Below are 24,953 nucleotides of genomic sequence, written 5' to 3'. Positions count from 1 at the left end.
AATGCCGGATGAGCCAGGATCGGACGGCGGTACGGGAGCGGGCCGAGGCGGTGCTGCGCCGGTTGGCCGGCGACCATGCCCGGCTCCGCGAGGACCAGTGGCGCGCGATCGAGGCGCTGGTGGTCGACCAGCGGCGGGTGCTCTGCGTGCAGCGCACCGGCTGGGGCAAGTCGGCGGTCTACTTCGTGGCCACCGCGCTGCTGCGGGAGCACGGGGAGCACGGCCCCACGGTGATCGTCTCGCCGCTGCTGGCGCTGATGCGCAACCAGGTCGAGTCGGCGGCCCGGGCCGGCATCCAGGCCCGCACGATCAACTCGGCGAACCTCGACGAATGGGACGAGATCACCGACGAGATCCGGGCCGGCGCGGTGGACGTGCTGCTGATCAGCCCGGAACGGCTCAACAATCCGGACTTCCGGGACACCGTCCTGCCGAAGCTGGCGGCCACCACCGGGCTGCTGGTGGTGGACGAGGCGCACTGCGTCTCCGACTGGGGGCACGACTTCCGACCCGACTACCGCCGGCTGCGTACCTTCCTCGGCGACCTGCCCGAGCGCACTCCCGTGCTGGCCACCACCGCCACCGCCAACGCCCGGGTCACCACCGACGTCGCGGAGCAGCTGAGCACGGGCGACGGCAGTGACGCGCTGGTGCTGCGGGGCACCCTGGACCGGGAGTCGCTGCGGCTGGGCGTGCTCGACCTGCCCGGCCCGGCGCACCGGTTGGCCTGGCTCGCCGACCACCTGGACGGGCTGCCCGGCTCGGGGATCATCTACACGCTGACCGTGGCGGCGGCCACCGAGACCGCCGAGTTCCTCCGCGCCCGCGGCTGGTCGGTCGCCTCGTACACCGGGCAGGCCGAGGACGCCGACCGCCGCGCCGCCGAGCAGGACCTGCTCGACAACAAGATCAAGGCGCTGGTGGCCACCAGCGCGCTCGGCATGGGCTTCGACAAGCCGGACCTCGGCTTCGTGGTCCACCTGGGCGCGCCGCCGTCGCCGATCGCCTACTACCAGCAGGTCGGCCGGGCCGGCCGGGCCGTCGACCACGCCGAGGTGCTGCTGCTGCCGGGCGTGGAGGACGCCGCCATCTGGCGCTACTTCGCCTCGCTGGCCTTCCCGCCCGAGGAGCAGGTCCGCGCGGTGCTGGCCGCGCTCCCCACCGACCGGCCGATGTCCACTCAGGCCCTCGAACCGGTCGTGGACCTGCGCCGCGCCCGGTTGGAGCTGATGCTCAAGGTGCTCGACGTTGACGGCGCGGTCCGCCGGGTGCGCGGCGGCTGGCTCGCCACCGGCGAGCCCTGGGTCTACGACGAGCCCCGGTTGCGCCGCGTCGCCCAGGCCCGCACCGCCGAGCAGCAGGCCATGCTCCAGTACGCGTCGACGCCCGGCTGCCGGCTGCGCTACCTGCGGGAATGCCTGGACGACGCCGGGGCCGGCGACTGCGGCCGGTGCGACAACTGCGCCGGCGCGCTGTTCACCGCGGAGGTGTCCGACGCCGCGCTGACCGCCGCGCAGACGTTCCTCGGTCGCCCCGGCGTGGAGGTCGGGCCGAAGAAGCTCTGGCCGACCGGGTTGGCGGCGGTGGGCGTACCCCTGAAGGGCCGGATCCCCCCGGCGGAGCAGGCGCTGCCCGGGCGGGCCGTGGGGCGGCTGTCGGACCTGGGCTGGGGTGGGCGGCTGCGCGGGCTGGTCGGACCGGAGGCGCCCGACGGTCCGGTCCCGGACGACGTGGTGGCGGCGGCGGTGGAGGTGCTCAAGGCCTGGGCGCACGGCGACGACCCGTGGCCGCGCCGCCCGGCCGGCGTGGTCGCCGTCGGCTCCCGCAGTCACCCCGAGCTGGTCGACTCGCTGGCCGCGCGGATCGCCGCGGTGGGTCGGCTGCCGCTGCTCGGCCGGGTGGTCCCGACCGGCCCGGTGGGCGCCGGCGGGCCGCGTGGCAACAGCGCCCAGCGGGTACGCACCCTGCACGACGCCTTCACCGTGCCGGCCGACCTGGCCGACGCCGTCGGCGGACTGGCCGGTCCGGTCCTGCTCGTCGACGACCTGGTCGACTCGGGCTGGACGATGACCATGGTGACCCGGCTGCTGCGCCGGGCCGGCGCACCGGACGTGCTGCCGCTGGCCCTCGCGCTGGCCGGCTGAGCCGCACCGAACGTCGACCCGGCCCGTGGTCGGTTCGGCGCGGTGGCGGAAAAGTTCCCGGCCCTCGCGGATTGCGACGGTTGCCACGGCCGAGGTTCGCCGGTCGGGCACCGGCCGGCGCGCCGGTACCGTGGTCGCATGGCCGACCAGCGCCCCGTGCCGCCCCCGCCCACCGGCGAGGGGCGGTCGGCCGTCGCCGACCGCGACCCGCACGACCTCCTCGACCGCTCCGGTGTCCGGCCGGACCGGCCGGCCGCGGTCGAGGGACTCCCGCCGGCCGGACCGGACCGCGCCACCCTGCGGTTGGCGCTCACCGTCGGCGGGCTGGTCCTCGCCGTGCTGCTCGGCTTCGGCCTCGGCCGGGCCAACCCCGGCCCCGGCGCCCCGACGGGCGGCGCGGCCACGACCGCCGGCGCGGCGACGCCCGGCGGGGAGCACAGCCACGCCCCCGGCACCGGTGCCCACCAGCACGGATCCGCGGTCGCCGGCCAGCCCGACCCGGCCGAGGCGGGCGGCCTCGCCGTCGCCTCCGCCGGCTACACCCTCGCCCCGGTGGGCACCGCGTTCACCGCCGGGCGGCCCGGTGAGTTCCGCTTCCGGATCCGGGACGCCGCGGCGCGACCGGTGACCCGGTTCGCGGTGGTGCACGACAAGCCGATGCACCTGATCGTGGTGCGCCGCGACCTGACCGGCTACCAGCACCTGCACCCGACCATGGCCGCCGACGGCACCTGGTCGGTGCCGCTGACCCTGGCCGAGCCGGGCGCCTGGCGGGCGTACGCGGACTTCACCGCGCTGGCCGACGACGGCCGGCAGACCGCGGCGACGCTCGGGGTGGACCTGGTGGCGCCCGGCGACTACCGGCCGCGCCCGCTGCCCGCCCCCGCCACGACCGCGACGGTCGACGGCTTCACCGTCGACTACCGGGGCACCCCGAAGGTCGGCACGGCGGTGCCGCTGGCCTTCCGGGTTCGTACCGGCGACGCCCCCGCCGCGCTGGAGCGCTATCTCGGCGCGTACGGCCACCTGGTCGCGCTCCGCGAGGGGGACCTGGGCTACCTGCACGTGCACCCCGAACCGGCGCCGGCCGGGGACCCGGTGACGTTCTGGCTGACCGCGCCCGGGCCGGGCCGCTACCGGCTCTACCTGGACTTCCAGGTGGCCGGCGAGGTACGCACCGCGGAGTTCACCCTCACGGTCGGCTGAGCCCGACCCGAGGTCCTGCTCCGCCCGCCCGGTGGATCGGGGGCCTTCAGCCGGCCCGGCGGACCGGGCGGCGGGCCAGGTAGCGCAGCAGATCCCGGATGTGGTGCTTCTCCTCGGCCGGCACGGACGGGTCGGCCAGCCGCTCCATGATCACCCGGACGTCCGCCTCGACGGGCCCGTCGTCGCTGCGGCGGCGCGGCGCGGCGCCCGCGTCGGGAAGGCCGAGCGCGCGGAACGCCGCGGCCACCGGCAGGTCGAGGGCGGCGCAGAAGCCGCGTACCTTGGCCAGCTCGGGATAGTCCTGCCAGTCGCCGGCCAGCCAGCGGAAGACCGTCGAGCGCCCGACGCCGGTGTGCGCCGCCAGGTCGGTGACGGTCCAGCCACGCTCGTCGCGCGCGTCGTCGATGGCCCGACGCACGAAGCGTGCGAAGGCCATCTGCGGCGATACCTCTACGGCGCCCATCGGCTTGAGCGTCTTCCCTTTCCGGCCGGCGCACCGGGCGGTGCGTCTACGAGAGTAGTACGGCGACCCGCCCGCGCAATTGCCCGATCGTCTCATGCACGGGACCACGACTGCCCCCGCGCTGGTGGTTGGTTGTCCCGCGTCAACTAAGCTCGATGCCTGATCCGTTCCCGCCACCCGAGCTGTCCGACAGGCACGTCCGGACCGGCGAACCGCCGAGGAGCAGCATGGCCGAGTCGAGCCGCCCGCTGCCGCACCGCCCCGGTGCGGTCAGCCTCTTCTTCGTGGCGAAGGCCGCCGTCTTCGCCGCCGCCTTCTGGATCTGGCTGCTGGTGCTGGTCCTGGACGGGGACCAGGCGACCGGCGCCGAGGTCTTCGCCGCCACCGGCGCGATCACCACCACCCTGGTGAGTGTGGTGCTCGGGGCCCGGCTGGCGCTGCAACGCAACGCCGCGGAGCGGCACGCCGAGCTGAAGAAGCTGCTGGTGGACATCTCGTGGAACGCCTTCACCGCCGCTGGGAACTCCGAGGCGCCCGGCAAGGTCGTGCCGTTCCCCACCCTGCCGGCCGACCACGACCGGGTGCCGGAGCGCGGCCCGGGCGAGCGGGTGTCGGCGTTCGACCGCGGCCGGGCGGACCGGGGCGGCTCCGGCGACCGGCGACGCTGACCGGTCAGCCGGATCCGGGTGCCGGCTCAGGGCTGTGCGAGCAGCGTCTCCAGCCGCGGCGTGACCTGCCACTGGTCGACCAGCGCCCGGTACTCGGCACGCTGCTCCGGCGTCGACTCCGTACCGGTGCGCCGGGCGCGGATCAGCAGGTTCCGTGGGGTGTGCTGGGAGTCGACGAACTCCACCACCTCGGCCCGGTAGCCGTGCAGCCGGAGCAGCCCGGCGCGTACCGCGTCGGTGAGCACGTCGGCGAAGCGTTCCCGCAGGATGCCCTGCCGGGTCAGCAGCTCGTACGGCGCCGGGGCCGGGTGCGCGCGCAGCTGGGCGGCCAGGTCGTGGTGACAGCACGGCGCGGCGAGCACCCAACGGGCCCCCCAGCGCACCGCCCGGGCCAGCGCCTCGTCGGTGGCCGTGTCGCAGGCGTGCAGGGCGAGCACCAGGTCCGGAGCGGGCTCGACGACGGCGTCGGCGATCGTGCCGGCCACGAAACTCACCCGGTCGGCCCAGCCCAGCCGCTCGGCCAGCTCGGTGTTGCGCCGGCGCTGGTCCTCGCGGACGTCCACCCCGACCAGCTCGACGTCGAGGCCCCGCTGCGACAGGTACCGGTAGGCGGCGAAGGTCAGGTACGCGTTACCGCACCCCAGGTCCACCACCCGCAGCGTCCCGGTCAGCTCCTCCGGCAGGCTGGCCGCCAGCGCCCGCAGGAACGCGTCGACCTGCCGGCGCTTGGCGGCCGAGCCGCCGATCTCGGCGAAGAGCGGGTCACCCGGGTCCAGCAGCCACTCCTTGGCCCGGTCGTGTCCCTCGACGGCCGGCGCCGGTCGGCTGGCGGCCGCCCGGTGCACCTGCGCCTCGCCGGACTTGGTCACCCGTAGCTGGAGGGTGGCCCCGGTCGTCTCCACGTGCCAGTTGCCGAAGGGCTCGGCCAGCAAGGCGTCCACCGCCGCGTCGGCCTCCGCGCCGGGGGCGACGTTCCGGGTGTACGGCCGGGAGCCGTCCGAGGTGGAGATCTGGATCCGGGGCCCGGCCTTGAGGGTCACCGGCCGCAGTTCGGCGCGGACCACCGAGGGGCGTTGCCCCTTGCGGCGTCCGGCGGCCACCGCCCGGGTCAGCGCGGGGTCGAGCAGCAGGGCCCGGACCTCGGTCAGGGCGGCATCCAGCGGTTCCGGCATCGGTCCATCATCCTGCGCCGCGCCGGTACCCCGACCGGCGGCCCACCCCGAGGTGTCCCGCACCGCACCCCGCCGCCTGTCCCGGTGGCGCACGGGCGCCCGTCGGTGGAACGCCATGGAGGCCAAAGCGGCCCGGGAGACCTCCATGGGCGGAAAAGGGACATCCCCCGGACCGGCGAACCGGTGCGGGGGATGTCGGATGCTGCGGTTGTCAGTCGGCGGTCGCCTCGGCGGGCGTACCCGCGCCGGAACCGCCACCACGGCGGCGCCGGCGGCGGCGCGGCTTGGTCGCGCCACCCTCGGCGGACGCGACCGGCTCGGCGTCGCCGGCCTCGGCGGTGATCACGCCGGTGGGCTCGGCCGCGGCCCCGTCGTCGGAGAGCCGGCGACGGCGGCGGGTACGCGGAGCGCGGGTGGCGCCCTCGCCGGTGGCGGCCTCGGCCGGCGCCTCGGCGGCGTCGCCGCTCCGGCCACGACCCTCGCCGCGACCGTCGCCCCGGCCGGAACCCTCACCGCGGCCACGACCCTCGCCGCGACCCCGGCCACGGCTCTCGCCGCGACGGGAACCCCGGCCGCCCTCGCCGCGGCGGGACGGACCGCCCAGGTCCTCCTCGACCTCGGCGCCGAGCCCGGCGCGGGTCCGCTCGGCGGTCGGCAGGGTGCCGCTCACCTCGGTGGAGATGTCCAGGTCGGTGTAGAGGTGCGGGGAGGTGTGGTACGTCTCCGCCGGCTCCGGCATGTCCAGGCCCAGCGTCTTGTCGATGATCCGCCAGCGGGGCATGTCGTCCCAGTCGACGAAGGTCACCGCGACGCCGCTGGCTCCCGCCCGGCCGGTACGACCGATCCGGTGGGTGTAGGTGTCCTGGTCCTCGGGGCAGTCGTAGTTGATGACGTGGGTGACGCCGGTGACGTCGAGCCCGCGCGCCGCCACGTCGGTGGCGACCAGAATGTCGATCTTGCCGGCGCGGAACGCCCGCAGGGCCCGCTCCCGGGCGCCCTGGCCCAGGTCACCGTGGACGGCGGCCACCGCGAAACCGCGGAAGTCGAGGTCCTCGGCGACCCGGTCGGCGGCCCGCTTGGTCCGGGTGAAGATCATGGTGAGCCCGCGCCCCTCGGCCTGGAGGATCCGGGCCACGATCTCGACCTTGTTCATCGAGTGGGTGCGGTAGACCAGCTGCTGGGTCTGCGGCGACGGGCCGGTCTCGGCGGTGTGCCCGGCGTGGATCGTCACCGGCCGGCGCAGGAAGCGCCGGGACAGGGCGACGATCGGGTCCGGCATGGTTGCCGAGAAGAGCATCGTCTGCCGGTCCTCCGGCAGCATCGCCAGGATCTTCTCGACGTCGTCGAGGAAGCCCAGGTCCAGCATCCGGTCGGCCTCGTCGAGGACCAGCGCGCGCACCCGGTCCAACCGCAGGTGCTTCTGCTTCTGGAGGTCCATCAGCCGGCCCGGGGTGCCCACCAGGATCTCGACGCCCTTGCGCAGCGCGTCGATCTGCGGCTCGTACGCCACGCCGCCGTAGATCGGCAGCACCCGGACGCCCCGGGTCCGGCCCGCGGCGGCGAGGTCCTTGGCGACCTGGATGCCCAGCTCACGGGTGGGGACGACGACCAGGGCCTGCGGTACGCCGTCGCCGCCCTCGGCGGGGGCGAAGACCCGCTCCAGCAGCGGAATGCCGAAGCCGAGGGTCTTGCCGGTGCCGGTGGGCGCCTGACCGATCAGGTCGACGCCGCGCAGCCCGATCGGCAGCGCGTACTCCTGGATGGCGAAGGCGCGGGTGATGCCGGCGGCGGCCAGGGCCTCGACGGTCTCCTGGCGTGCGCCCAGATCGGCGAAGGTGGGTGCCTCCGGGCGGACCGGGGCGGTGGGGGCCAGCTCCTGGCCTGTGGTGAGTTCGGTGGTCTGCTCGCTCATCTGGATTTGGGGGTGCCCTCTCGTGGGTGCGCCCCGGCATGTCCAGCAGGGCGCTGTCGGTTTGGCGCGGGCCACACGGTCGGCGGCGGAATGCCGTGCCGGACCGGGCCGCACGCGCACCGCGGGCTGGACTTCGAACGGATCGGCGCCCACGGCAACTGCTCAATACTACCTGAGCCGCAGTCCAGCGGTCTCGTCAATCGCCAACACGCCCGACGCCGGGGGTGTTCCCTGTGGTATGCGTCACCATCCGTCGATACGCCGGGACGGCACCCGGTCGGAATGGGCGGTAACGTGCGCCCCGTGCCCGCCTCGACCGACGACGCCGTCATCGACCTGCTCGGCCTCGTCGCGTACGGCGAACTGGTCGCCTTCGACCGGCTGGCCGCCGACGCCAGGCTCGCCCCCGACCTGCGCCGCCGCGCCACGCTCAGCGAGTTGGCCGCCGCCGAGATCGGCAACTACCGGCGGCTCGCCGACTGGCTCACCGCCCTCGGCGCGACCCCCGAGCAGGCGATGGCGCCCTACGTCGAGGCGCTGCGGGCGTACCACGACTCGACCGAGCCGAGGAACTGGCTGGAGGCGGTGACCAAGGCGTACGTCGGGGACGCGATCACCGACGACTTCCTGGGGGCGATCGCGGACCGGCTCGACGAGCCGTACCGGCAGCTGATCCGGGAGGTGCTGCACGACTCGCGCTACGCGGAGTTCGCGGCGGCCGAGATCCGGGCCGCCATCGACGCCGACCCGAGGGTGGCCAACCGGCTCTCGATGTGGGCGCGGCGGCTGGTGGGGGAGGCGCTCTCCCAGGCCGGGCGGGTCGCCGCCGCGGACCGTGGGGCACTCACCGCGCTGATCGCCCGGGACGGGGTGGACGTACCCGGGCTCTTCCACCGGCTCACCGCGGACCACACCGCGCGGATGACGGCCGTCGGCCTGAACAACTGAGCCCGCCCGAGCGGGTCGGGGCTGCCCGAGCCGGTGCTGCTCGAGGCATGCGCCCGGGGCCCGGCCCGCGACGGCGGTGCCGCCGCGGGGGCCGGACCGGGTCAGCGGACGGTGAAACCGACCGACCGCGGGGACGCCTCGGCGATCTCGACGTAGGCGACCTTGGCGACGGGAACGATGACCCGCCGGCCCTTCTCGTCGGTCAGGGACAGCGTCCCCTCGCTCCTGGCCATGGCGTCGGTCACGATCTGCTCGATCTCGGCCGGCGACTGCGCGCTCTCCAGAACCAGCTCACGCGGCGCGTACTGGACGCCGATCTTGACCTCCACTGTGCCTCCTCATCAGGGCGAAAATGCCGCCGTCGGAAAGGCTATCCGATCTCGGGGCGGGATGTTCAGGCTGACTCACCTTGCAGCGGGAAGCTGGCGATGCCGCGCCAGGACAGGGCCGCGACCAGCGCCTCCGCCTCGGCCTTCGGCACCTGCCGGCCGCCGGCCAGCCAGAACTGGGCGGCCGTCTCCGCCGCACCCACCAGGCCGGAGGCGAGCAGCTCGGCGTGCGACCGGCTCACCCCGGTGTCCGAGATGATGGTGTCGGTGATCGCCGCGATGCAGCCCTGCTCGACCCGCTCCACGCGCTGGCGCACCGCCGGGTCGTTGCGCAGGTCCGACTCGAAGACCAGCCGGAACGCCTCGCTCTCGTGGTCGACGAAGTCGAAGTACGCCTGCACGGAGGCGCCGACCCGCTCCTTGTTGTCCTTGGTGCCCTTCATCGCGTCGTGCACCTTGGCCACGATCGCGTCGCAGTGCGTGTCCAGCAACGCCAGGTAGAGGTCCATCTTTCCCGGGAAGTGCTGGTAGAGCACCGGCTTGGAGACGCCGGCCCGTTCCGCGATATCGTCCATCGCGGCGGCGTGGTAGCCCTGGGCGACGAACACCTCCTGGGCCGCCGCGAGCAGCTGCTTGCGACGTGCCGAGCGGGGCAGTCGGGTGGGCCGGCCGGCGGTCTGTGCACCGTTCCCCACAGCGGTCATGGGAACCTCCGAGTTTCTTCGTACGAGCCGGCATTTCACCCGAACCGGTCCGGGTCGGTTGACCCGTCGCGGAATTGGCCCGCCGCTGTAACTTATCGCCACTGTCACCACACGGTAGCCTCAGCGGGGGCTACCAAGGAGCGCGCGGTGAGTGAATCAGGGCAACCCGGAGCCCCCACCCCGGGAGAGCAGGGCGACGGCACGGGCCGGCAGGACGACCTGGCCCGTCCGGTCAGCGGGTGGGAGCCTCCGACCGCCGGCTGGTCCCGCAGCGGTGGCCTCTCCCGTCCCGTGGAGCCGGCGCCGCCCTGGCGGCAGGCCGATCCGGCCGGTGGCTGGTCCGCCTCGTCGCCGCGCCACGGTGACCTGCCGGCGCCGCTGCCCGGACAGCCCGAGGAGAACAGGTCCGCCCGGGTGAACGGCCGGTCGCACCTCAACGGCTTCGGTGCCGCCGAGGAGCTTCCCGGCAGCCGGCCCGCACCGGTCAGCGCCCCGCCCGTCCCGGGGGACCCCACCGAGCCGTACCGGGAGGCGGACCCTCGCCGGGACCCCGACCTCCCCCGCGAGCCCGGTTTTCCCCGCGACATCGACTTCCCCCGCGAGCCCGGCCTGACCGGGGACCCCGGCTTCGCCCGCGACCCGGGCTTCGTCGGGGACCCCGGCTTCCCCCGCGGGCCCGGCTTCCCCCGCGACGCCGGCTTACTGCGGGAGTCCGACCCGTACCGGGAGCCCGGCGGGTTCCCGGAGGGTGACCTCGGCCGGGATTCCGGGGGGTACCGGTCCGGTGCCGGCGACCGGCTGGTCGTGCCGGCGCAGCGCCCCGCGCCGACCCTGGAACAGCCGGCCGACCCGTCCGGCGGCGCGGCACGCCACTCCTCCGGGGAACCCCCGGTGAGCCCGGCCGCCCGTCGAGGGGAGGGCATCGTGCCGTCCTCGGCGCCGCCGGCCGTGCAGGTGCCGCCGGTGGGCACCACCGCCTCCGGCTTCGAGGTCCCGGCCGGCTTCCACGCGCCGACCGTCGAGCCGCCCGCCCAGGCGTCCACCGAGCCGCCCGCGTGGGCGACCGGACCCTCCCCGGATGCGGGCGCCGAACCGTCCACCCGGGCGGCCGGATCCTCCGCCGACGCGGGCGCCGAACCGTCGACCCCGGCGGCCGGATCCTCGCCGGACGCGGGCACCGGACCCTCGACGTGGGCGGCCGCCGGCCGGCCCGCCGAGGCGGGCGCCGAGCCGTCCACCTGGGCCGACCGGTTCCCGCCCGAGGCGGGCCGCCGCGACGCCGGGTCGAACCGCCCCGACTCCCCGCCGGCCCGCCCGGTCGAGGAGCCGGAGTGGGCGGCCCCCAGCTGGAACCGCCCCAGCTGGGGCGGGGGCTGGGCGCCGCCGCCCTGGTCCCGCGAGGAGCCGTGGTCGCGGGAGGACGCGGCGCGCCGGGGTCGTCCGGAGCCCACCGGACCGGATGCCACCGACCCCGAGGCGCTGCGCACCGGGCCGGGCCGCCCGTACGAGGCCGTCCGGGCCGAGCCGGCGCTGCCGTACGAGCCGGTGCGGGCCGAGCCGTCGGCGCCCTACGAGCCGGTGCGCGCGGAGCCCGACCGACCGTACGAGGCACGCCGGGGCGAGGAGCCCGGACGGCCCCCGACCGAGGCGCCCGCCGGCCGGCCCGCCGCCGCCGTGGATCGCCCCGCCTGGGCCCGCTCCGTGCCGATCCCGGCCAGCGCCCCGCCGGTCACCCCGGAGGCCGGTGCCGAGGAGCGGACGGTACGCCCGTTCCGCCTGCGGCCGGTCGCCGACGAAGCGGTCACCGCGCCACCCGCCGGACCCGACCCCGCCGGCCCGGTGCCGACGGTCCCCGCGCCCACCGCCGCCGCGGCCGCCACGAGCGCACCGCCCGGCCCGGAACACCCTCCCACCGCGTCCACCCCGACGAGCGCGCCGCCGTACGCCGCCCGCCGGTCCGCCCCCGAGCCGGTCCCCGCAGCGCAGGCGGTGGCGGACGAGCCGAGCCCGGAGCCGACCTCGGCGGTGCTGCCGCAGCGCGTACCCGCGGAACCCGACGTGCCCGTCGTGCCGGAGCCGCCAGCCGTGGAGCCATCCGCCGAAACCCCGGAACTCGCCCGTATCGCCACCCATCTCCGTCGCGACGACGAGCCCGCGCCGCTGCGGGACCGTCCCGAGGGGTTCGACGTCAACGCCATCCTGGACGCCGTGCGCGAGGTGGCCGGGGTCCGGGACGCGGCGCTGCGGCGTACCCCGGCCGGTGCGCACAGCCTGCGGCTGGACCTGGCCGACGGCGCGGACCCGGCCGAGGTGAGCCGGCACGTGGCCCGGCTGCTCCAGGAGCGGATGGGGCTGGCCGCCGCCCCGCAGAACCTGCCCGACGAGCAGGGCGCGCCACCACCGGTGCGCCGCCGGTCCACCGAACCCCGCACCGAGCCGGGCCGGGCCCGGCCCGCCGAGTCGAACGCCGACCGGTGGGCGGGCGCCCGCGCGCAGAGCGTCGAGCGGTACGCAGCCCGCCGGGCCGCCGAGGATCCGGGTGACCCGGCCGCCCGGCCCGCCGCCCGCCGTTCGGCGGAGGAGGTCGACGCGACGGCCCGCCGCCCGGCGGAGGAGCCGGCCGGTCGTCCCGGTGACGAGCAGGGCGCCCCGATGCTCCGGCGCTCGGCCGAGGAACGGGCCGAGTCGGTCGCCCGGCGGGTGGCCGAGGAGCCGGCCGAGCAGGCCGGGCGGTCCGGTGACCCGACCGGGGTGCGGTCCCCCGGGGACGACACCCCCGCCGCGGCCCGACCGGTCTCCGCGCCGCCGCGTCGCCGCCGGCCGAACAACCCGCACCGGGGCCGGGCCACGGTGGAGGACGCGGTCGCCGCGGTCTCCGCGGGCAGCACCGGCAGCCCGGTCACGATGGGCTCCTCCTACTCCGGCGGTCAGATGACCACGACGGAGACGGCGCCCTCCCGGCCGCTGGACACCGGCGGCGTGCCCGGTCCCCGGGTGGTGATCGACCACGTCCAGGTCAGCACGTTCGGGCTGGACGCCACGGTGGAGGTACGCCTGATCGCCGGCGACGAGACCGCCGAGGGGCACTCCACCGGTCCGGCCGTGGACGGGTACGTGCTGCGGCTCTGCGCGGTGGCCGCCGCGGCGGCGGTGGACGAGCTGCTGCGCGGCGCGGAGCACCCGTCCGGCCGCGGTCGGTGCTTCGTGGAGCACGCGGCGGTGGTGCCGTTCGGCAACTGCGAGGTGGCCACCGTGGTGGTGCTGCTGGTCTGCGACGGCTGGGTGGAGCAGCTGGCCGGTTCGGCGCTGGTCGCCGGCGACCAGCGGCAGGCGGTGGTACGCGCCACCCTGGCTGCGGTCAACCGGCGACTCGAGGCGCTGCTGTCCTGAGCGTTCCAGGGCAGACTTGAGGGCATGAAGCGCGCCACCCTGGAGCCGGACGACCTCCTGCCCGCGCATCACCTCCCGCCGCCGTGGCCGGGCCGGGAGGTCCTGCTCGACGGGACGATGACGTACGTCCGGGACACCCCCGCCACCCGGCCCGGCGCGGAGCCGGCGCTCTATGTGCACGGCCTGGGCGGCTCGTCGCAGAACTGGACGGACCTGGCCGGGCTGCTGGCCGACCGGCTCGACGGGCAGGCCATCGACCTGCCCGGGTTCGGCCGCAGCGAACCCGGCCGGCGCTACACCATCCCGGCCTTCGCCGACCGGGTGGTCCGTTGGATCGAGCACTCCGGGCGGGGCCCGGTGCACCTGTTCGGCAACTCGCTCGGCGGGGCGGTGACCGTGCACGTGGCGGGGCTGCGGCCCGACCTGGTGCGGACGCTCACCCTGATCTCGCCGGCGCTGCCGTTCCTCGACCCGCGCCGGTCGTTGCAGGGCCGGATGCTGCCGCTGCTGGCGGTGCCCCGGGGCGAGCGGCTGGCCGCCTGGCGGCTGGCGCAGATCGCGCCGGAGGTGATGGCCCAGCAGGTGATCGAGTCGTGCGTGGCGGACGCCACCCGGGTCAGCGAGCAGCGGCGGCAGGAGGTGCTGGAGGAGATCCTGATCCGCTACGAGGCGGCCCACTACGCGGCCGCGTACGTGCGCACGTTCCGCGGCATCGTCTCCAGTTTCCTGCGCGCGTACCTGCCGGGGCCGGGGTCGCTGTGGCGGATCGCGGCGGCGGTGCGGGCGCCGACGCTGGTGGTGGGGGGCCTGCGCGACCGGCTGGTCGACGTGCGGGTGGCACCGCAGACGGCCCGGGTGATCCCGGACAGTCGGCTGTTGATGCTGGACGGGGTGGGGCACGTCGCGCAGCTGGAGGTGCCCCGGTTGGTGGCCCGCGCCGTACTGGGGCTGCTCACCGAAACGGAGGTCGCCGGAACCCGGCCGGACATGGCAGGCTGACCGGGATGTCCCCGAACCTCCTCCGCCGCGGCGCCGAGACCGCCCCGCGGCCGTCGGCCCCTGACCGTGATCCGGTCGGCCGCTTCTCCCGATCCGGCCCGACCGGCCGCTGGCGCCGCGCCCTGTTCGTGGCCGCCGTCGCGCTGACCGTGCTGGTCGGCGCCGGCGTCGCGGTGGCGATGGACCGGCCGGTCACGGGTACGACGACCGCGCTGCCGCCGACCGGTTCGCCGACCCCTTCGGTCGGCCCGGCCGCCGGGCCGTTCGAGACCGGTCCGATCCCCTCCGCCTCGGGCACTCCGTCGGTGGCTCCGGCGGCTCCCGGCCCGGTGCTGCGGTTGCCCGGCCCGGTGCCGGCGTCGGGGAGCGGCGTCTTCGGCTACGAGGAGCGGCCGGGCCCGGTGCTCGGGCGTACCGGGGTGCTGCGCCGGTTCCGGGTCGCGGTGGAGGCCGGCTCGGGGGAGGACGTGCACGCGTTCGCGGGGGCGGTGCAGGCCGCGCTGGCCGGGCCGGGGAGCTGGGTGGACGGCGGGTTGCGGTTGCAGCGGGTGGGTCGGTCCGCCCCGGCGGACTTCACCATCTTCCTGGCCACCGCGGGTACGGCTGCGCGGCTCTGCTCGGCCGGCGGGGTGGACATCCGGGTGGGCGGCCGGCCGTACACGTCCTGCCGCGTCCGGGGGAGGGTGATCCTCAACCTGGACCGGTGGCGGACGTCGGTGCCGCACTTCGTGGCGGCCGGGGTGCCGCTGGTGGAGTACCGGCTGTACGTGGTGAACCATGAGGTCGGCCACCAGTTGGGGCACGGGCACGAGCGCTGCCCCGGCCCGGGTCGGCCGGCGCCGGTGATGCAGCAGCAGACGCTCTTCCTGGACGGCTGCCGGTCGAATCCGTGGCCGTACCGGGCCGGCCGGCGGTACGCCGGACCACCGGTCTGAGGATTTTGAGGTAATCGGGGATATTTGCCCGAATTGCCTGGCATCCTGATCCCATGCCACCCGTGTCCCCTCAGGGCCCGGCCGTCCGGCCCGACCCGCCGAATCCGTACGCCCTGCGCCGCCGGGTCCGGATGCGCCGGCGTCGGCGTCGTACCGCGCTGATCGGGTTGACCCTGCTCGGCGCCGCCGTGGCTGTGGCCGGGGTGACCGGGGACGGCCTCGGTGGCGACCACGGCGACCCGTCCGCGGTCGCCGGTCCCGCCCCGGTGGTGGCCGGCGAGGGCGCGGGCGACCGGCAGCAGCCGACCGGCTACCCGCGCGCCGGTTCCGGCGAGTTCGTGGCCGCCGGCGGCGACTCACCCGTGCAGGGCGCCGACGGCCCGCTGCGTCGCTACCGGGTCGCCGTCGAGCGCGGTGCGGGCCAGGACCCCGACGCCTTCGCCGCCGAGGTGGACGAGGTGCTGGGCGACCCGCGCAGCTGGATCGCCTCCGGCGGGCTGCGGGTGCAGCGGGTGGCCGACCCGGCGGCGGCGGACTTCACCATCTTTCTGGCCACCCCGGACACCTCCGAGCGGATGTGCGCCGAGGGCGGCCTGCGGACCGAGGGCTACACCTCGTGCCGGCTGCCCGGACGGGTGATCCTCAATCTGGCCCGCTGGATGGACGCCGTCCCGGACTACGGGGCGCCGCTGGCCGTCTACCGGACGTACGTGATCAACCACGAGGTGGGGCACCAGTTCGGCGAGCTGCACGAGGGCTGCCCGGGCCCCGGCCGGCCCGCGCCGGTGATGCAGCAGCAGACGTACGGCCTCGACGGCTGCGTGGCCAACGCCTGGCCCTACCTGGACGGGAAGCGGTACGCGGGCGAACCCCTCGACGGGGTCTGAGTTATTCCCGCTCCCGCATGTCGGGCGACGTGTCCCTCCTCATGGCCAACGGCCACCGGGGCGAGCGACAATGGCGCGGTCCCACCGCCGATCCCGGGGAGTCCACCGTGTCGTTGCCCCCGCTCGTCGAACCCGCCGCCGAGCTGACCGTTGACGAGATCCGTCGCTACTCCCGCCACCTGATCATCCCGGACGTCGGGGTCGAGGGGCAGAAGCGGTTGAAGAACGCCCGGGTGCTCTGCGTCGGCGCCGGTGGCCTCGGCTCGCCCGCCCTGATGTACCTCGCCGCCGCCGGCGTGGGCACCCTGGGCATCATCGACTTCGACACCGTCGACGAGTCCAACCTCCAGCGGCAGATCATCCACGGCGTCTCGGACATCGGCCGGTCCAAGGCCGAGTCCGCCGCCGCCTCGATCCGCGAGATCAACCCGCTGGTCAACATCGAGATCCACAACACCGCGCTGGACCGGGAGAACGTCCGGGAGATCTTCTCCGGGTACGACCTGATCGTCGACGGCACCGACAACTTCGCCACCCGGTACATGGTCAACGACGCGGCGGTGCTGCTCGGCAAGCCGTACGTCTGGGGTTCGATCTACCGGTTCGACGGCCAGGCGTCGGTCTTCTGGGCCGAGCACGGCCCCTGCTACCGCTGCCTCTACCCGGAGCCCCCGCCGCCCGGCATGGTCCCGTCCTGCGCCGAGGGCGGCGTGCTCGGCGTGCTCTGTGCGTCGATCGGGTCGATTCAGGTCAACGAGGCGATCAAGCTGCTCACCGGGATCGGCGAGCCGCTGGTCGGCCGGCTGATGGTCTACGACGCCCTGGAGATGGAATACCGCAAGATCAAGGTCCGCAAGGACCCGAACTGCGTGCTCTGCGGCGAGAACCCGACCGTGACCGACCTGCTGGAGGACTACGAGGACTTCTGTGGCGCGGTCTCCGTCGAGGCCCAGGAGGCGACGGTCGACTCGACCATCACCGCCTCCGAGCTCAAGGAGTGGCAGGACGCCGACAAGGACATCTTCCTGGTCGACGTCCGTGAGCCGGCCGAGTACGAGATCGTCCGGATCCCGGGCTCGCACCTGATCCCCAAGGGCGAGATCATCTCCGGTGAGGCGCTGGCGAAGCTCCCACAGGACAAGCAGATCGTGCTGCACTGCAAGTCCGGCGTACGCTCCGCCGAGGCGCTGGCCGCGCTGAAGGCGGCCGGGTTCTCCGACGCCGTGCACGTCCAGGGCGGGGTGCTCTCCTGGATCAAGCAGATCGACCCGTCGCTGCCGACGTACTGACCGCGCGTCGAAGGGGCCCTCCCGGGATCGGGAGGGCCCCTTCGCGTACCGCCGACCGGAGGTGGGCAACCCCGGCCGAGCTACCGAGGCGGGATCACGTTTGCGCCGGTAGCGTGACCGCCGTGGTCGACTTGGACGCCGCCATCGGCTATGTCGTGGCGCACGGAGACCCGGTGGAACGCGGCCGGCTCTCCCACCTGCGTACCGGCGCGCCGGTGCCGGAGGAGCTGCTGGAGTCCGCCGAGGCGGGGCAGACCGCGGAGGGCGGCTGGCCGGCCCTGGTCGACGCCGGCATCGCCTCGATCGACGCGACCTGCTTCCGCCTCGCCGAGCTGGACGACCTGGGTGCTCTCGGCCGCCCGGCCGCCCGGCGGGCGCTGGACTGGCTGGCCGCGCGGCAGCTCCCCGACGGTGGCTGGGACGAGGATCAGCGACTCGCCGACGCCGCACCGGAATGGGCCCGACCGGGCGACCCGGAGGCCCGCCTCTACCTGACCGCCGGCGCCGCCTTCTGGCTCAGCGTCGGCACCCCGGCCGGCCGGTACGACCAGCCCGCCGGCCCGTACTCCGAGGTGCTGCGGAGCGCGGCGCGGCTGCTCGCCGGGCAGCTCGCCCCGGACGGCAGCTGGCCGTCCTTCCTGGCCACCGGCTGGCTGAGCGCGGCCGTGCTGCACCGCCAGCAGCTCTACTACGAGTCGGCCCGGATCCAGATGGTGCTGACCGAGCGGATCCCGCGGCTCTCCCCGTCGAACGTCGCCTGGCTGGCCGCCACGCTGCGCCGGATCGACCTCGGCGACGAGGAGTGGGTGCTGGCGGCGGCCCGCCGGCGGCTCGCCGAGACCCAGCGCAGCGACGGCGGCTGGGACAGCGACGACGGTCACCGCTTCGACGTGCACACCACCCTCACGGCGATCCGCGCCTGCCGCCCCCTCCCGCGCCACTGACCCACGCCCCCGCGCGTGCCCCCCCGCGCGCCCCCGCGTGTGCCCCGCGCGCAACTTCGGGGAAGTTGTCCCTTCCGGGGCCCCGGAGGCAGCAACTTCCCTGAAGTTGCCGGGGCGGCGCGGGCGGGCGGGGCGGGGCGCGGGTCAGCGGAGGTGGGCGTTGCCGGTGACGACGTACTTGGTGCTGGTGAGTTCGGGGAGGCCCATCGGGCCGCGGGCGTGCAGCTTCTGGGTGGAGATGCCGATCTCGGCGCCGAAGCCGAACTCGCCGCCGTCGGTGAACCGGGTGGAGGCGTTCACCATCACCGCCGCCGCGTCGACCCGGGCGACGAACTCCCGGGCGGCCGCCTGGGAGTCGGTCACGATGGCCTCGGTGTGGCCGGTGCCGTACCGACGGATGTGCGCGACCGCCGCGTCCAGCGAGTCGACCACGGCGACGGAGATGTCGGCCGAGAGGTATTCGGTGGCGAAGTCCTCGTCCGTGGCCGGGACCACGGCGGGGGAGTGCGCGGCGACCTCGGGGGAGCCGTGCACGGTCACCCCGGCCTCGGCGAACGCTGCCAGCACCGCCGGCAGGAAGGCGTCCGCGATCCCGGCGTGCACCAGCAGCGACTCGGCGGTGTTGCAGGTGCTCAGGCGCTGGGTCTTGGCGTTCAGGGTGATCGCCACCGCCTTGGCGAGGTCGGCGGCGGCGTCGACGTAGACGTGGCAGTTGCCCACCCCGGTCTCGATCACCGGCACCGTGGACTCCTCGACCACGGTCCGGATCAGCGAGGCGCCGCCGCGCGGGATCAGCACGTCGACCAGGCCGCGGGCGCGCATCAGCTCCTTGACCGAGTCCCGCGAGGTGGCGTCGAGCAGCTGCACCGCGTCGGCCGGCAGCCCGGCCGAGGCCACCGCGTCGCGGAGCACCGCGACCAGCGCGGCGTTGGAGTGCGCCGCCGAGGAGGAGCCGCGCAGCAGCGCCGCGTTGCCGGACTTCAGGCAGATGCCGGCGGCGTCCACGGTCACGTTGGGCCGCGCCTCGTAGATGATGCCGACCACCCCGAACGGCACCCGGATCTGCCGCAGCTCCAGGCCGTTGGGGAGGGTCGAGCCGCGGACCACCTCGCCGACCGGGTCGGGCAGCGCGGCCATCTGGCGCAGCGCCTCGGCGATGCCGGCCACCCGGCCCGCGTCGAGGGCGAGCCGGTCCAGCACGGCCGCGGTCAGCCCGGCGTCGCGCCCGGCCGCCAGGTCCGCGGCGTTCGCGGTCAGGATCTCACGCGTACGCGCCACCAGCGCGTCGGCCATCGCGTGCAGCGCGGCGTCCTTGACCGTACGCGGGGCGAGGGCGAGTTCGTTCGCCGCTTCCCGGGCCAGTCGGGCCTGCTCGGCCACGCTCATCGTGCTCTCCTCAAGGTGTTAGGAGGGGCCCCCTGCTATGCAGAATGCGTTAACAGGGGGCCCCTGCTCACAGCAGGACCAGGTCGTCGCGGTGGACGACCTCGCGTTCGTACGCCGGGCCGAGCGCCGCGGCGAGCTCTCCGGTGGAGCGGCCGAGCAGCCCGGGCAGCTCCACCGCGTCGTAGTTGACCAGTCCCCGGGCGACCGGCGCGCCCTGCGCGTCGACCAGGTCGACCGGGTCGCCGGCGGTGAACGCGCCGTCCACGGCGGTGATCCCGGCCGGCAGCAGCGACTTGCGCCGGCCCACCACCGCCTGCACCGCCCCCGGGTCGAGGTGCAGCCGGCCGCGGGGGGCGGTGGCGTGCGCCAGCCAGAAGAGCCGCGCCGCCGGCCGTCGGCTGCTCGGGTGGAAGAACGTGCCGACCGGCTCGCCGGCCAGCGCGCCGCCGGCTAGCGGCGCGGCGGTGAGCACCACCGGGATGCCGAAGCCGGTGGCGATCCGGGCCGCCTCGACCTTGGTGACCATGCCGCCGGTGCCGACCCCGGCCCGGCCGGCGCCGCCGACGTCGACGCCGCTCAGGTCGCCGTCGCCGTGCACCTCGGCGATCCGGGTGCTGCCCGGCCGGGTCGGGTCGCCGGTCCAGAGCGCGTCGACGTCGGAGAGGAGCACCAGCAGGTCGGCGTCGACCAGGGCGGCGACCAGCGCGGCCAGCCGGTCGTTGTCGCCGAACCGGATCTCCTCGGTGGCCACCGTGTCGTTCTCGTTGACGATCGGCACCGCCCGCAGGTCGAGCAGCTTGCGCAGGGTCCGGTACGCGTTGCGGTAGTGCGCGCGGCGGGTCACGTCGTCGACGGTGAGCAGCACCTGCCCGACGGTCAGCCCGTGCCGGGCGAAGGCGGCCGCGTACCGGCCGATCAGCAGGCCTTGGCCGACGCTGGCGGCGGCCTGCTGGGTGGCCAGGTCACGCGGGCGGCGGGACAACCCGAGCGGGGCCAGCCCGGCGGCGATCGCGCCGGAGGAGACCAGCACCACCTCCCGGCCGTCGGCGGCGAGACCGCCGAGCGTGTCGACCAGCCCGTCCACCCGCGCGTCGTCCAGCCCGCCCCCGGCCGTGGTCAGCGAGGACGAGCCGATCTTCACGACGATCCGCCGGGCCGAGGTGACTGGTTCGCGCACCCGACCATTCTGCGCGCTCGGTCCCATCGGGCCCGTCGCCGTTCCCATACTCTGGCAGCTCGTGAGACCTGACGAGTACGTCGAGGCGGTGCTGGAGCTGGTCGAGCGGATCCCGCCCGGCCGGGTGATGTCGTACGGGGCGGTCGCCGACGCGCTGGCCGACCGCTCGGGACGGGCGTCCGCCCGGCTGGTCGGCTCGATCATGGCCCGGCACGGCGGCGGGGTGCCCTGGCACCGGGTGGTGAACGCGGCGGGGCGGCTGCCGCCGGGGCACGAGCGGGAGGCCCGGGCCCGGCTGCTCGCCGAGGGCTGCCCATTGCGGGGCGACCGGGTGGACGTGTCCCGGGCGGGCTGGCACCCAGGGCCCTGACCACGGTTGGGCCGATCTTCCGGTGCCGCCCAACCCGGGCGCGGCCCGAGACCGTCTTCGAGGTGACGGTTCACCGCTCACCCGGAGGAAGATGTGTCGTACCGATCCCGAAGTGCCGTGCTGGTCGCCGTGGCGGCGCTCTGCGCGCTGGTCCCCCCGCTGCTCGGTGGCCGTGGCCTGGCCGCCGCGGTTCCGGCTGCGGCTGCCGACGAGGTGGTCTTCCCGGCGCCCGGCGGTGGGCCGCGGGCGATCCAGTCGTACAGCAGCCTGGGCGGTGACGCGGCCTACCTGCTGGACGCCCGGGCCGGTGTGTACCGGAAGGTGCCGTACGTCAGCGTGCGGGTCTCGCCGGACGGCGCGAGCGTCGCGGTCGAGGACGTCGCCGGCCGGATCGGCGTCGCCCGCCGGGACGCGCTGCGCGGCGGCGGGGTGCGCTGGACCAGCCTGCCGCCCGGCTCGCCGGCCGGTTGGTCGCCGGACGGCACGGCGCTGCTCACCACCACCCTGGACAAGGAGACCCGGAGCTTCACCGCGCACCGGTACGACCTGCCGACCGGCCGGCTCCGGCACACGCCGATCGACCTGGACTGCGACACCTGTACCGCCGGCTGGGCGGCTGACTCGGTCCGCTACGTCGTGCAGGTGCGGGGCGACGACCCGGAACTGCCGACCGGGCCGATGCGCTACCTGAACCCGGACGGCACCCCCGGCCCGCTGGTGGGCGCCGAGGGCCACCTCTGGGACGCGAACGCCTACTCGCCCTCCCGCCGGTACGCGGTGGTCGAGCCGTCGCGGGGCGGCGGGTTCGAGGGAACCGATCCGGGCCGGCTCGCCGACTGGCAGCTGCCCCGGATCCTCGACCTGACCACCGGACGGACCCTCCGGTCGCTGCCCACCTCGTGGCCGGTGCTCGGCTGGTACGACGAGCGGCAGGTGGTCACCGTCGCGGTCGAGGACGGGACGACGGTCCTCCAGGTGGTCGACGTGCACACCGGCGCGGTCGGTAGGCGGGTGCCGGCGCCGGGGCTGCCGCCGGCGATCCTGGAGATCGGCTCGTCGACGTCGCTCACGGGGGAGGCGAGCCGGTTCGGCTTCTGATCACTGTCCGGAGGGTGTGACCGCCCGCACAATATGAGTAGCATTCGTGACCATGGACTCGTCGGGGCTGGCCGGGCCGCTGCCCCGGCGGGTGCACGTCGGCTACGCCACCGGCTCGCTGGTCACCGGCGCGTTCGGCACGGTGCCCGGGCTGCTGCTGCTGCCGTACCTCACCGACACCCTCGGCGTCGCCGCCGGCACGGCCGCCCTGCTGGTGCTCCTGCCGAAGGCGTGGGACGTGCTGGTCAACCCGGTCGCCGGGCGGATCTCCGACCGGACCCGGTCCCGCTGGGGGCCGCGCCGGCCGTACCTGCTCGGCGGCGGGCTGGCCCTCGCCGTGCTCTTCGCCGCCATCTTCGCCGCGCCGTTCGGCGCCGGACCGGCGGCCGGGGCGTACGTGGCGGTGGCGTTCCTGGCCACCGCGACCGCGTTCGCCTTCTTCCAGGTGCCGTACGTGGCGATGCCCGCCGAGCTGACCGGCGACCCGGCGGAGCGTACCCGGATGATGAGCTGGCGGATCGCGGTGCTGGCGCTGGCCATCCTGGTCTCCGGGGCGGTGGCCCCGGCCGTGGTGACCGCGGCCGGGGGCGGCCTGGCCGGGCACCGCTGGATGGGTGTCTTCGTCGCCGCGCTGATCGTGCTCGGCACGGTGGGCGCCTTCCTCGGCACCCGGTCCGCGGCAGCCGGCGCGGTGGGGGAAAGTGAACCGAGCCTGCGGGCGCAGCTCGCGGTGGCCGCCGGCAACCGCCCGTTCCGGGCGCTGCTGGCCTGCTTCGTGGTGCAGTCCGCCGGGGTGGCGACCGTCCTGGCCGGGGTGGCCTACTTCGCCGGCCAGGTGCTGCGCGACCCGGACACCGGGCCGACCCTGCTCTTCGCCTGCTTCGTCGGGCCGGCGCTGCTGGTCATGCCGGTCTGGGTCCGGGTCGGCGCGCGGGTCGGGAAGCGGGCCGCCCTGGTCGCCGCGTCGCTGCTCTTCGCGGCCGGCGCGCTGGCCCTGGTGGCCGCGCCGGCGCTGCCGGCCGCCGCGAGCTACGCGGTGGTCGCCCTGATCGGCGTCGGGTACGCCGGCCAGCAGGTCTTCGCGCTGGCCATGCTCCCCGACTGCATCGCGTACGACACCGCGCGCACCGGCCGGCGGCAGGCCGGCGTCCTCACCGGGCTGTGGACCGCCGGGGAGACCTTCGGGTTGGCGCTGGGTCCCGGCCTGTACGGGTTGGTGCTCCAGCTCAGCGGCTACGTCTCCTCCTCGACCGGCCAGGCGGCGGCGCAGTCGGCGACGGCCCGGCTCGGCGTCCTGCTCGGCTTCACCGTCCTGCCGGCCGTGCTGGTCGCCGCGCCCGTGCTGCTGCTGCGCGGCTACATACTCCCCCCGGCCCACCCGGCGCCCGCCGGTCCGGCCGACCGTCCCGAGAGGAAGCTGCCAGCCCGATGACCGACACGACGGCACCCACGGGCGCGCTGCCCGCCGAGGGGCTGCCCGCCGCGCGGGTGCTCGACGAGATCCGCGCGCTGCGGGCCGCCGACCGGCCCACCCACGGCGGCCGGCTCTTCGCCTACGTCTACGACCCCGGCGTCGCCGGGCTGGACGAGCTGGCGCAGGCCGCGTACGCCGAGTGCGCGCACGTCAACGGCCTCGACCCGACCGCCTTCCCGTCCCTGCTGGCGATGGAGAACGCGCTGGTCGGGGCGGCGGGCCGGCTGCTCGGCGGCGGCCCGGGCAGCGCCGCCCCGGACGTGGTGGGCAGCGTCACCGGCGGCGGCACGGAGTCGCTGATCCTCGCCGTCAAGGCCGCCCGGGACGCCCGGCCCGAGCTGACCGAGCCGCGGATCGTCGTCCCGGTCAGCGGGCACGCCGCCTTCGCCAAGGCCGCGCACTACCTGCGGGTGGCACTCGACCAGGTGCCGGTCGACCCGGAGACCCTGCGGCCCTCGGCCGGTGCCGTGGCCGCCGCGATCCGGCCCGAGACCGTGCTGGTCGCCTGCTCCGCCCCCTCGTACGCGCACGGCGTGGTCGACCCCGTCGCCGAGATCGCTGCGGTGGCGGCGGCGGCCGGGGTGCGCTGCCACGTCGACGCCTGCTTCGGCGGCTGGGCGCTGCCCTGGCTGCGCCGCCTCGGCGCGCCGGTGCCGCCGTTCGACTTCACCGTCGACGGGGTCACCTCCATCTCGGTCGACCTGCACAAGTACGCGTACGCGCCGAAGGGGGTGTCGGTGCTGCTGCACCGGGACGCCGCGCTGCGCGCCCCGCAATACTTCGGGTACGCCGACTGGCCCGGCTACACCATGGTCAACCCGGTGATCGCCTCCACCCGCTCCGGCGGCCCGATCGCCGGCGCGTACGCCACCCTGCGGCACCTCGGCGAGGACGGCTACCTGCGGCTGGCGGCGGCCACCCGGGAGGCGGTGGCCGGACTGGCCGACGCGGTCCGGCACACCGACGGGCTGCGCCTGATGACCGAGCCGGAGTCCACGGTGGTCTGCCTGACCGGGGACGGTGACCCCACGCTCGACCTGTTCGTGCTGGTCGACGAGCTGGCCGCCCGGGGCTGGCACACCCAGCCCCAGTTGTCGTACGCCGGCCTGCCGGCCAGCGTCCACCTGACGGTGACCGCGGCGGTGGCCCCCCGGGTGGCCGAGTTCGGCCCGGACCTGGCCGACGCGGTGGCGGCGGCCCGGGCGGCGGGCCCGGTCCGGCTCCCCGACGAGCTGCTGGCGCTGGCCCGGACGCTGACCCCGGCGGCCCTCACGCCGGAGCTGGTCGCCGGGCTGGCGGCCGGGCTCGGCCTGGCCGGTGGCGACCCGGCGGCGGGTCCGGTGCCCGGGCGGATGGCGGTGGTGAACACCCTGCTCGACGCCGCGCCGGTCGCGCTGCGTGAGCGGCTGCTGGTGGAGTTCGTCGGCCTGCTCCAGCGTCCCGCCTGGTAATCCCTGG

The 24,953-nt window shown here is 75.7% G+C and carries 21 protein-coding genes; 14 read left to right on the top strand and 7 right to left on the bottom strand.

Annotated features, from left to right (window positions below; genetic code table 11):
- Positions 1–8 precede the first annotated feature (8 nt).
- Entirely contained in the window at positions 9–2,144 is a 2,136-nt protein-coding gene (locus GA0070564_RS14410; RefSeq protein WP_091609000.1) for a RecQ family ATP-dependent DNA helicase, read from the top strand.
- A gap of 138 nt (positions 2,145–2,282) precedes the next feature.
- Positions 2,283–3,350 carry a hypothetical protein gene (locus GA0070564_RS14405; RefSeq protein WP_245669974.1) on the top strand — a complete coding sequence of 356 codons (1,068 nt, stop codon included), beginning with the start codon at positions 2,283–2,285 and terminating at the stop codon, positions 3,348–3,350.
- A 46-nt stretch (positions 3,351–3,396) separates the two neighbouring features.
- Here GA0070564_RS14405 and GA0070564_RS14400 read toward each other — a convergent pair whose 3' ends face one another.
- Complete coding sequence (locus GA0070564_RS14400) at positions 3,397–3,813, bottom strand: helix-turn-helix domain-containing protein (protein ID WP_091608999.1); 417 nt, start codon at positions 3,811–3,813, stop codon at positions 3,397–3,399.
- Between the two features lie 227 nt (positions 3,814–4,040).
- Here GA0070564_RS14400 and GA0070564_RS14395 point away from each other — a divergent pair, with 227 nt between their 5' ends.
- On the top strand, positions 4,041–4,481 hold the full coding sequence (locus GA0070564_RS14395) for a hypothetical protein (protein WP_091608996.1): 441 nt from the start codon (positions 4,041–4,043) through the stop codon (positions 4,479–4,481).
- A 26-nt stretch (positions 4,482–4,507) separates the two neighbouring features.
- On the opposite strand, the gene GA0070564_RS14390 is transcribed toward GA0070564_RS14395, so the two are convergent.
- The gene (locus GA0070564_RS14390) at positions 4,508–5,653 is read right to left on the bottom strand and encodes a class I SAM-dependent methyltransferase (protein ID WP_091608993.1); all 1,146 of its coding nucleotides are present in this window, start codon (positions 5,651–5,653) and stop codon (positions 4,508–4,510) included.
- A gap of 211 nt (positions 5,654–5,864) precedes the next feature.
- The gene (locus GA0070564_RS14385; RefSeq protein WP_091608991.1) at positions 5,865–7,565 is read right to left on the bottom strand and encodes a DEAD/DEAH box helicase; all 1,701 of its coding nucleotides are present in this window, start codon (positions 7,563–7,565) and stop codon (positions 5,865–5,867) included.
- A gap of 303 nt (positions 7,566–7,868) precedes the next feature.
- Between GA0070564_RS14385 and GA0070564_RS14380 the strand changes: the two genes are divergently transcribed.
- Positions 7,869–8,513 (top strand): ferritin-like fold-containing protein, encoded by a 645-nt coding sequence (locus GA0070564_RS14380; protein WP_245669973.1) that lies wholly within the window; start codon positions 7,869–7,871, stop codon positions 8,511–8,513.
- A gap of 101 nt (positions 8,514–8,614) precedes the next feature.
- Here GA0070564_RS14380 and GA0070564_RS14375 read toward each other — a convergent pair whose 3' ends face one another.
- Positions 8,615–8,842, bottom strand: coding sequence for a DUF3107 domain-containing protein (locus GA0070564_RS14375; RefSeq protein ID WP_091608987.1), 228 nt, complete (start codon positions 8,840–8,842; stop codon positions 8,615–8,617).
- A gap of 65 nt (positions 8,843–8,907) precedes the next feature.
- Positions 8,908–9,546 (bottom strand): TetR/AcrR family transcriptional regulator, encoded by a 639-nt coding sequence (locus GA0070564_RS14370; protein WP_091608984.1) that lies wholly within the window; start codon positions 9,544–9,546, stop codon positions 8,908–8,910.
- A 147-nt stretch (positions 9,547–9,693) separates the two neighbouring features.
- On the opposite strand from GA0070564_RS14370, the gene GA0070564_RS30475 reads away from it, so the two are divergent.
- The 6 genes from GA0070564_RS30475 to GA0070564_RS14340 all read left to right on the top strand — a co-directional run bounded on the left by GA0070564_RS30475 (position 9,694) and on the right by GA0070564_RS14340 (position 17,990).
- Positions 9,694–12,936, top strand: coding sequence for a hypothetical protein (locus tag GA0070564_RS30475; RefSeq protein ID WP_091608981.1), 3,243 nt, complete (start codon positions 9,694–9,696; stop codon positions 12,934–12,936).
- 24 nt (positions 12,937–12,960) lie between these two features.
- Complete coding sequence (locus tag GA0070564_RS14360) at positions 12,961–13,935, top strand: alpha/beta fold hydrolase (RefSeq protein WP_091608978.1); 975 nt, start codon at positions 12,961–12,963, stop codon at positions 13,933–13,935.
- 5 nt (positions 13,936–13,940) lie between these two features.
- On the top strand, positions 13,941–14,870 hold the full coding sequence (locus tag GA0070564_RS14355) for a DUF3152 domain-containing protein (protein WP_245669971.1): 930 nt from the start codon (positions 13,941–13,943) through the stop codon (positions 14,868–14,870).
- A 53-nt stretch (positions 14,871–14,923) separates the two neighbouring features.
- The gene (locus GA0070564_RS14350; protein ID WP_176730671.1) at positions 14,924–15,757 is read left to right on the top strand and encodes a DUF3152 domain-containing protein; all 834 of its coding nucleotides are present in this window, start codon (positions 14,924–14,926) and stop codon (positions 15,755–15,757) included.
- 41 nt (positions 15,758–15,798) lie between these two features.
- Positions 15,799–17,046: an adenylyltransferase/sulfurtransferase MoeZ gene (moeZ, locus tag GA0070564_RS14345; protein ID WP_176730680.1), complete on the top strand. Its 1,248-nt coding sequence runs from the start codon at positions 15,799–15,801 to the stop codon at positions 17,044–17,046.
- A gap of 113 nt (positions 17,047–17,159) precedes the next feature.
- Complete coding sequence (locus GA0070564_RS14340) at positions 17,160–17,990, top strand: prenyltransferase/squalene oxidase repeat-containing protein (protein ID WP_091608976.1); 831 nt, start codon at positions 17,160–17,162, stop codon at positions 17,988–17,990.
- 144 nt (positions 17,991–18,134) lie between these two features.
- Here the strand turns inward: GA0070564_RS14340 and GA0070564_RS14335 are convergent, their stop codons facing one another.
- Positions 18,135–19,376 (bottom strand): glutamate-5-semialdehyde dehydrogenase, encoded by a 1,242-nt coding sequence (locus GA0070564_RS14335; protein WP_091608974.1) that lies wholly within the window; start codon positions 19,374–19,376, stop codon positions 18,135–18,137.
- A gap of 67 nt (positions 19,377–19,443) precedes the next feature.
- The gene (gene proB, locus GA0070564_RS14330; protein ID WP_176730670.1) at positions 19,444–20,553 is read right to left on the bottom strand and encodes a glutamate 5-kinase; all 1,110 of its coding nucleotides are present in this window, start codon (positions 20,551–20,553) and stop codon (positions 19,444–19,446) included.
- Between the two features lie 61 nt (positions 20,554–20,614).
- Between proB and GA0070564_RS14325 the strand changes: the two genes are divergently transcribed.
- The 4 genes from GA0070564_RS14325 to GA0070564_RS14310 all read left to right on the top strand — a co-directional run bounded on the left by GA0070564_RS14325 (position 20,615) and on the right by GA0070564_RS14310 (position 24,946).
- Entirely contained in the window at positions 20,615–20,923 is a 309-nt protein-coding gene (locus GA0070564_RS14325) for an MGMT family protein (protein WP_091608970.1), read from the top strand.
- Between the two features lie 93 nt (positions 20,924–21,016).
- Positions 21,017–22,021 (top strand): hypothetical protein, encoded by a 1,005-nt coding sequence (locus GA0070564_RS14320; RefSeq protein ID WP_141714771.1) that lies wholly within the window; start codon positions 21,017–21,019, stop codon positions 22,019–22,021.
- 52 nt (positions 22,022–22,073) lie between these two features.
- Positions 22,074–23,453 (top strand): MFS transporter, encoded by a 1,380-nt coding sequence (locus tag GA0070564_RS14315; RefSeq protein WP_091609179.1) that lies wholly within the window; start codon positions 22,074–22,076, stop codon positions 23,451–23,453.
- Entirely contained in the window at positions 23,450–24,946 is a 1,497-nt protein-coding gene (locus GA0070564_RS14310) for a pyridoxal phosphate-dependent decarboxylase family protein (protein WP_091608965.1), read from the top strand. Before GA0070564_RS14315 ends, GA0070564_RS14310 begins: the two co-directional genes overlap by 4 nt.
- Positions 24,947–24,953 lie beyond the last annotated feature (7 nt).

The organism is Micromonospora mirobrigensis (genome assembly GCF_900091555.1).
Taxonomy (GTDB): Bacteria; Actinomycetota; Actinomycetes; order Mycobacteriales; family Micromonosporaceae; genus Micromonospora; species Micromonospora mirobrigensis.
Note: the sequence above shows the minus strand (reverse complement) of the source record. Positions and strands in the feature narration are given on the sequence as shown.

Coding starts and splice junctions, on each gene's coding strand:
- GA0070564_RS14335 (WP_091608974.1), bottom strand. CDS start 19,376: ATGAGCGTGGCCGAGCAGGCCCGACTGGCCCGGGAAGCGGCGAACGAA.
- GA0070564_RS14395 (WP_091608996.1), top strand. CDS start 4,041: ATGGCCGAGTCGAGCCGCCCGCTGCCGCACCGCCCCGGTGCGGTCAGC.
- GA0070564_RS14360 (WP_091608978.1), top strand. CDS start 12,961: ATGAAGCGCGCCACCCTGGAGCCGGACGACCTCCTGCCCGCGCATCAC.
- GA0070564_RS14385 (WP_091608991.1), bottom strand. CDS start 7,565: ATGAGCGAGCAGACCACCGAACTCACCACAGGCCAGGAGCTGGCCCCC.
- GA0070564_RS14390 (WP_091608993.1), bottom strand. CDS start 5,653: ATGCCGGAACCGCTGGATGCCGCCCTGACCGAGGTCCGGGCCCTGCTG.
- GA0070564_RS14405 (WP_245669974.1), top strand. CDS start 2,283: ATGGCCGACCAGCGCCCCGTGCCGCCCCCGCCCACCGGCGAGGGGCGG.
- moeZ (WP_176730680.1), top strand. CDS start 15,799: ATGGCCAACGGCCACCGGGGCGAGCGACAATGGCGCGGTCCCACCGCC.
- GA0070564_RS14355 (WP_245669971.1), top strand. CDS start 13,941: ATGTCCCCGAACCTCCTCCGCCGCGGCGCCGAGACCGCCCCGCGGCCG.
- GA0070564_RS14310 (WP_091608965.1), top strand. CDS start 23,450: ATGACCGACACGACGGCACCCACGGGCGCGCTGCCCGCCGAGGGGCTG.
- GA0070564_RS14370 (WP_091608984.1), bottom strand. CDS start 9,546: ATGACCGCTGTGGGGAACGGTGCACAGACCGCCGGCCGGCCCACCCGA.
- GA0070564_RS14400 (WP_091608999.1), bottom strand. CDS start 3,813: ATGGGCGCCGTAGAGGTATCGCCGCAGATGGCCTTCGCACGCTTCGTG.
- GA0070564_RS14315 (WP_091609179.1), top strand. CDS start 22,074: ATGGACTCGTCGGGGCTGGCCGGGCCGCTGCCCCGGCGGGTGCACGTC.
- GA0070564_RS14350 (WP_176730671.1), top strand. CDS start 14,924: ATGCCACCCGTGTCCCCTCAGGGCCCGGCCGTCCGGCCCGACCCGCCG.
- GA0070564_RS14410 (WP_091609000.1), top strand. CDS start 9: ATGAGCCAGGATCGGACGGCGGTACGGGAGCGGGCCGAGGCGGTGCTG.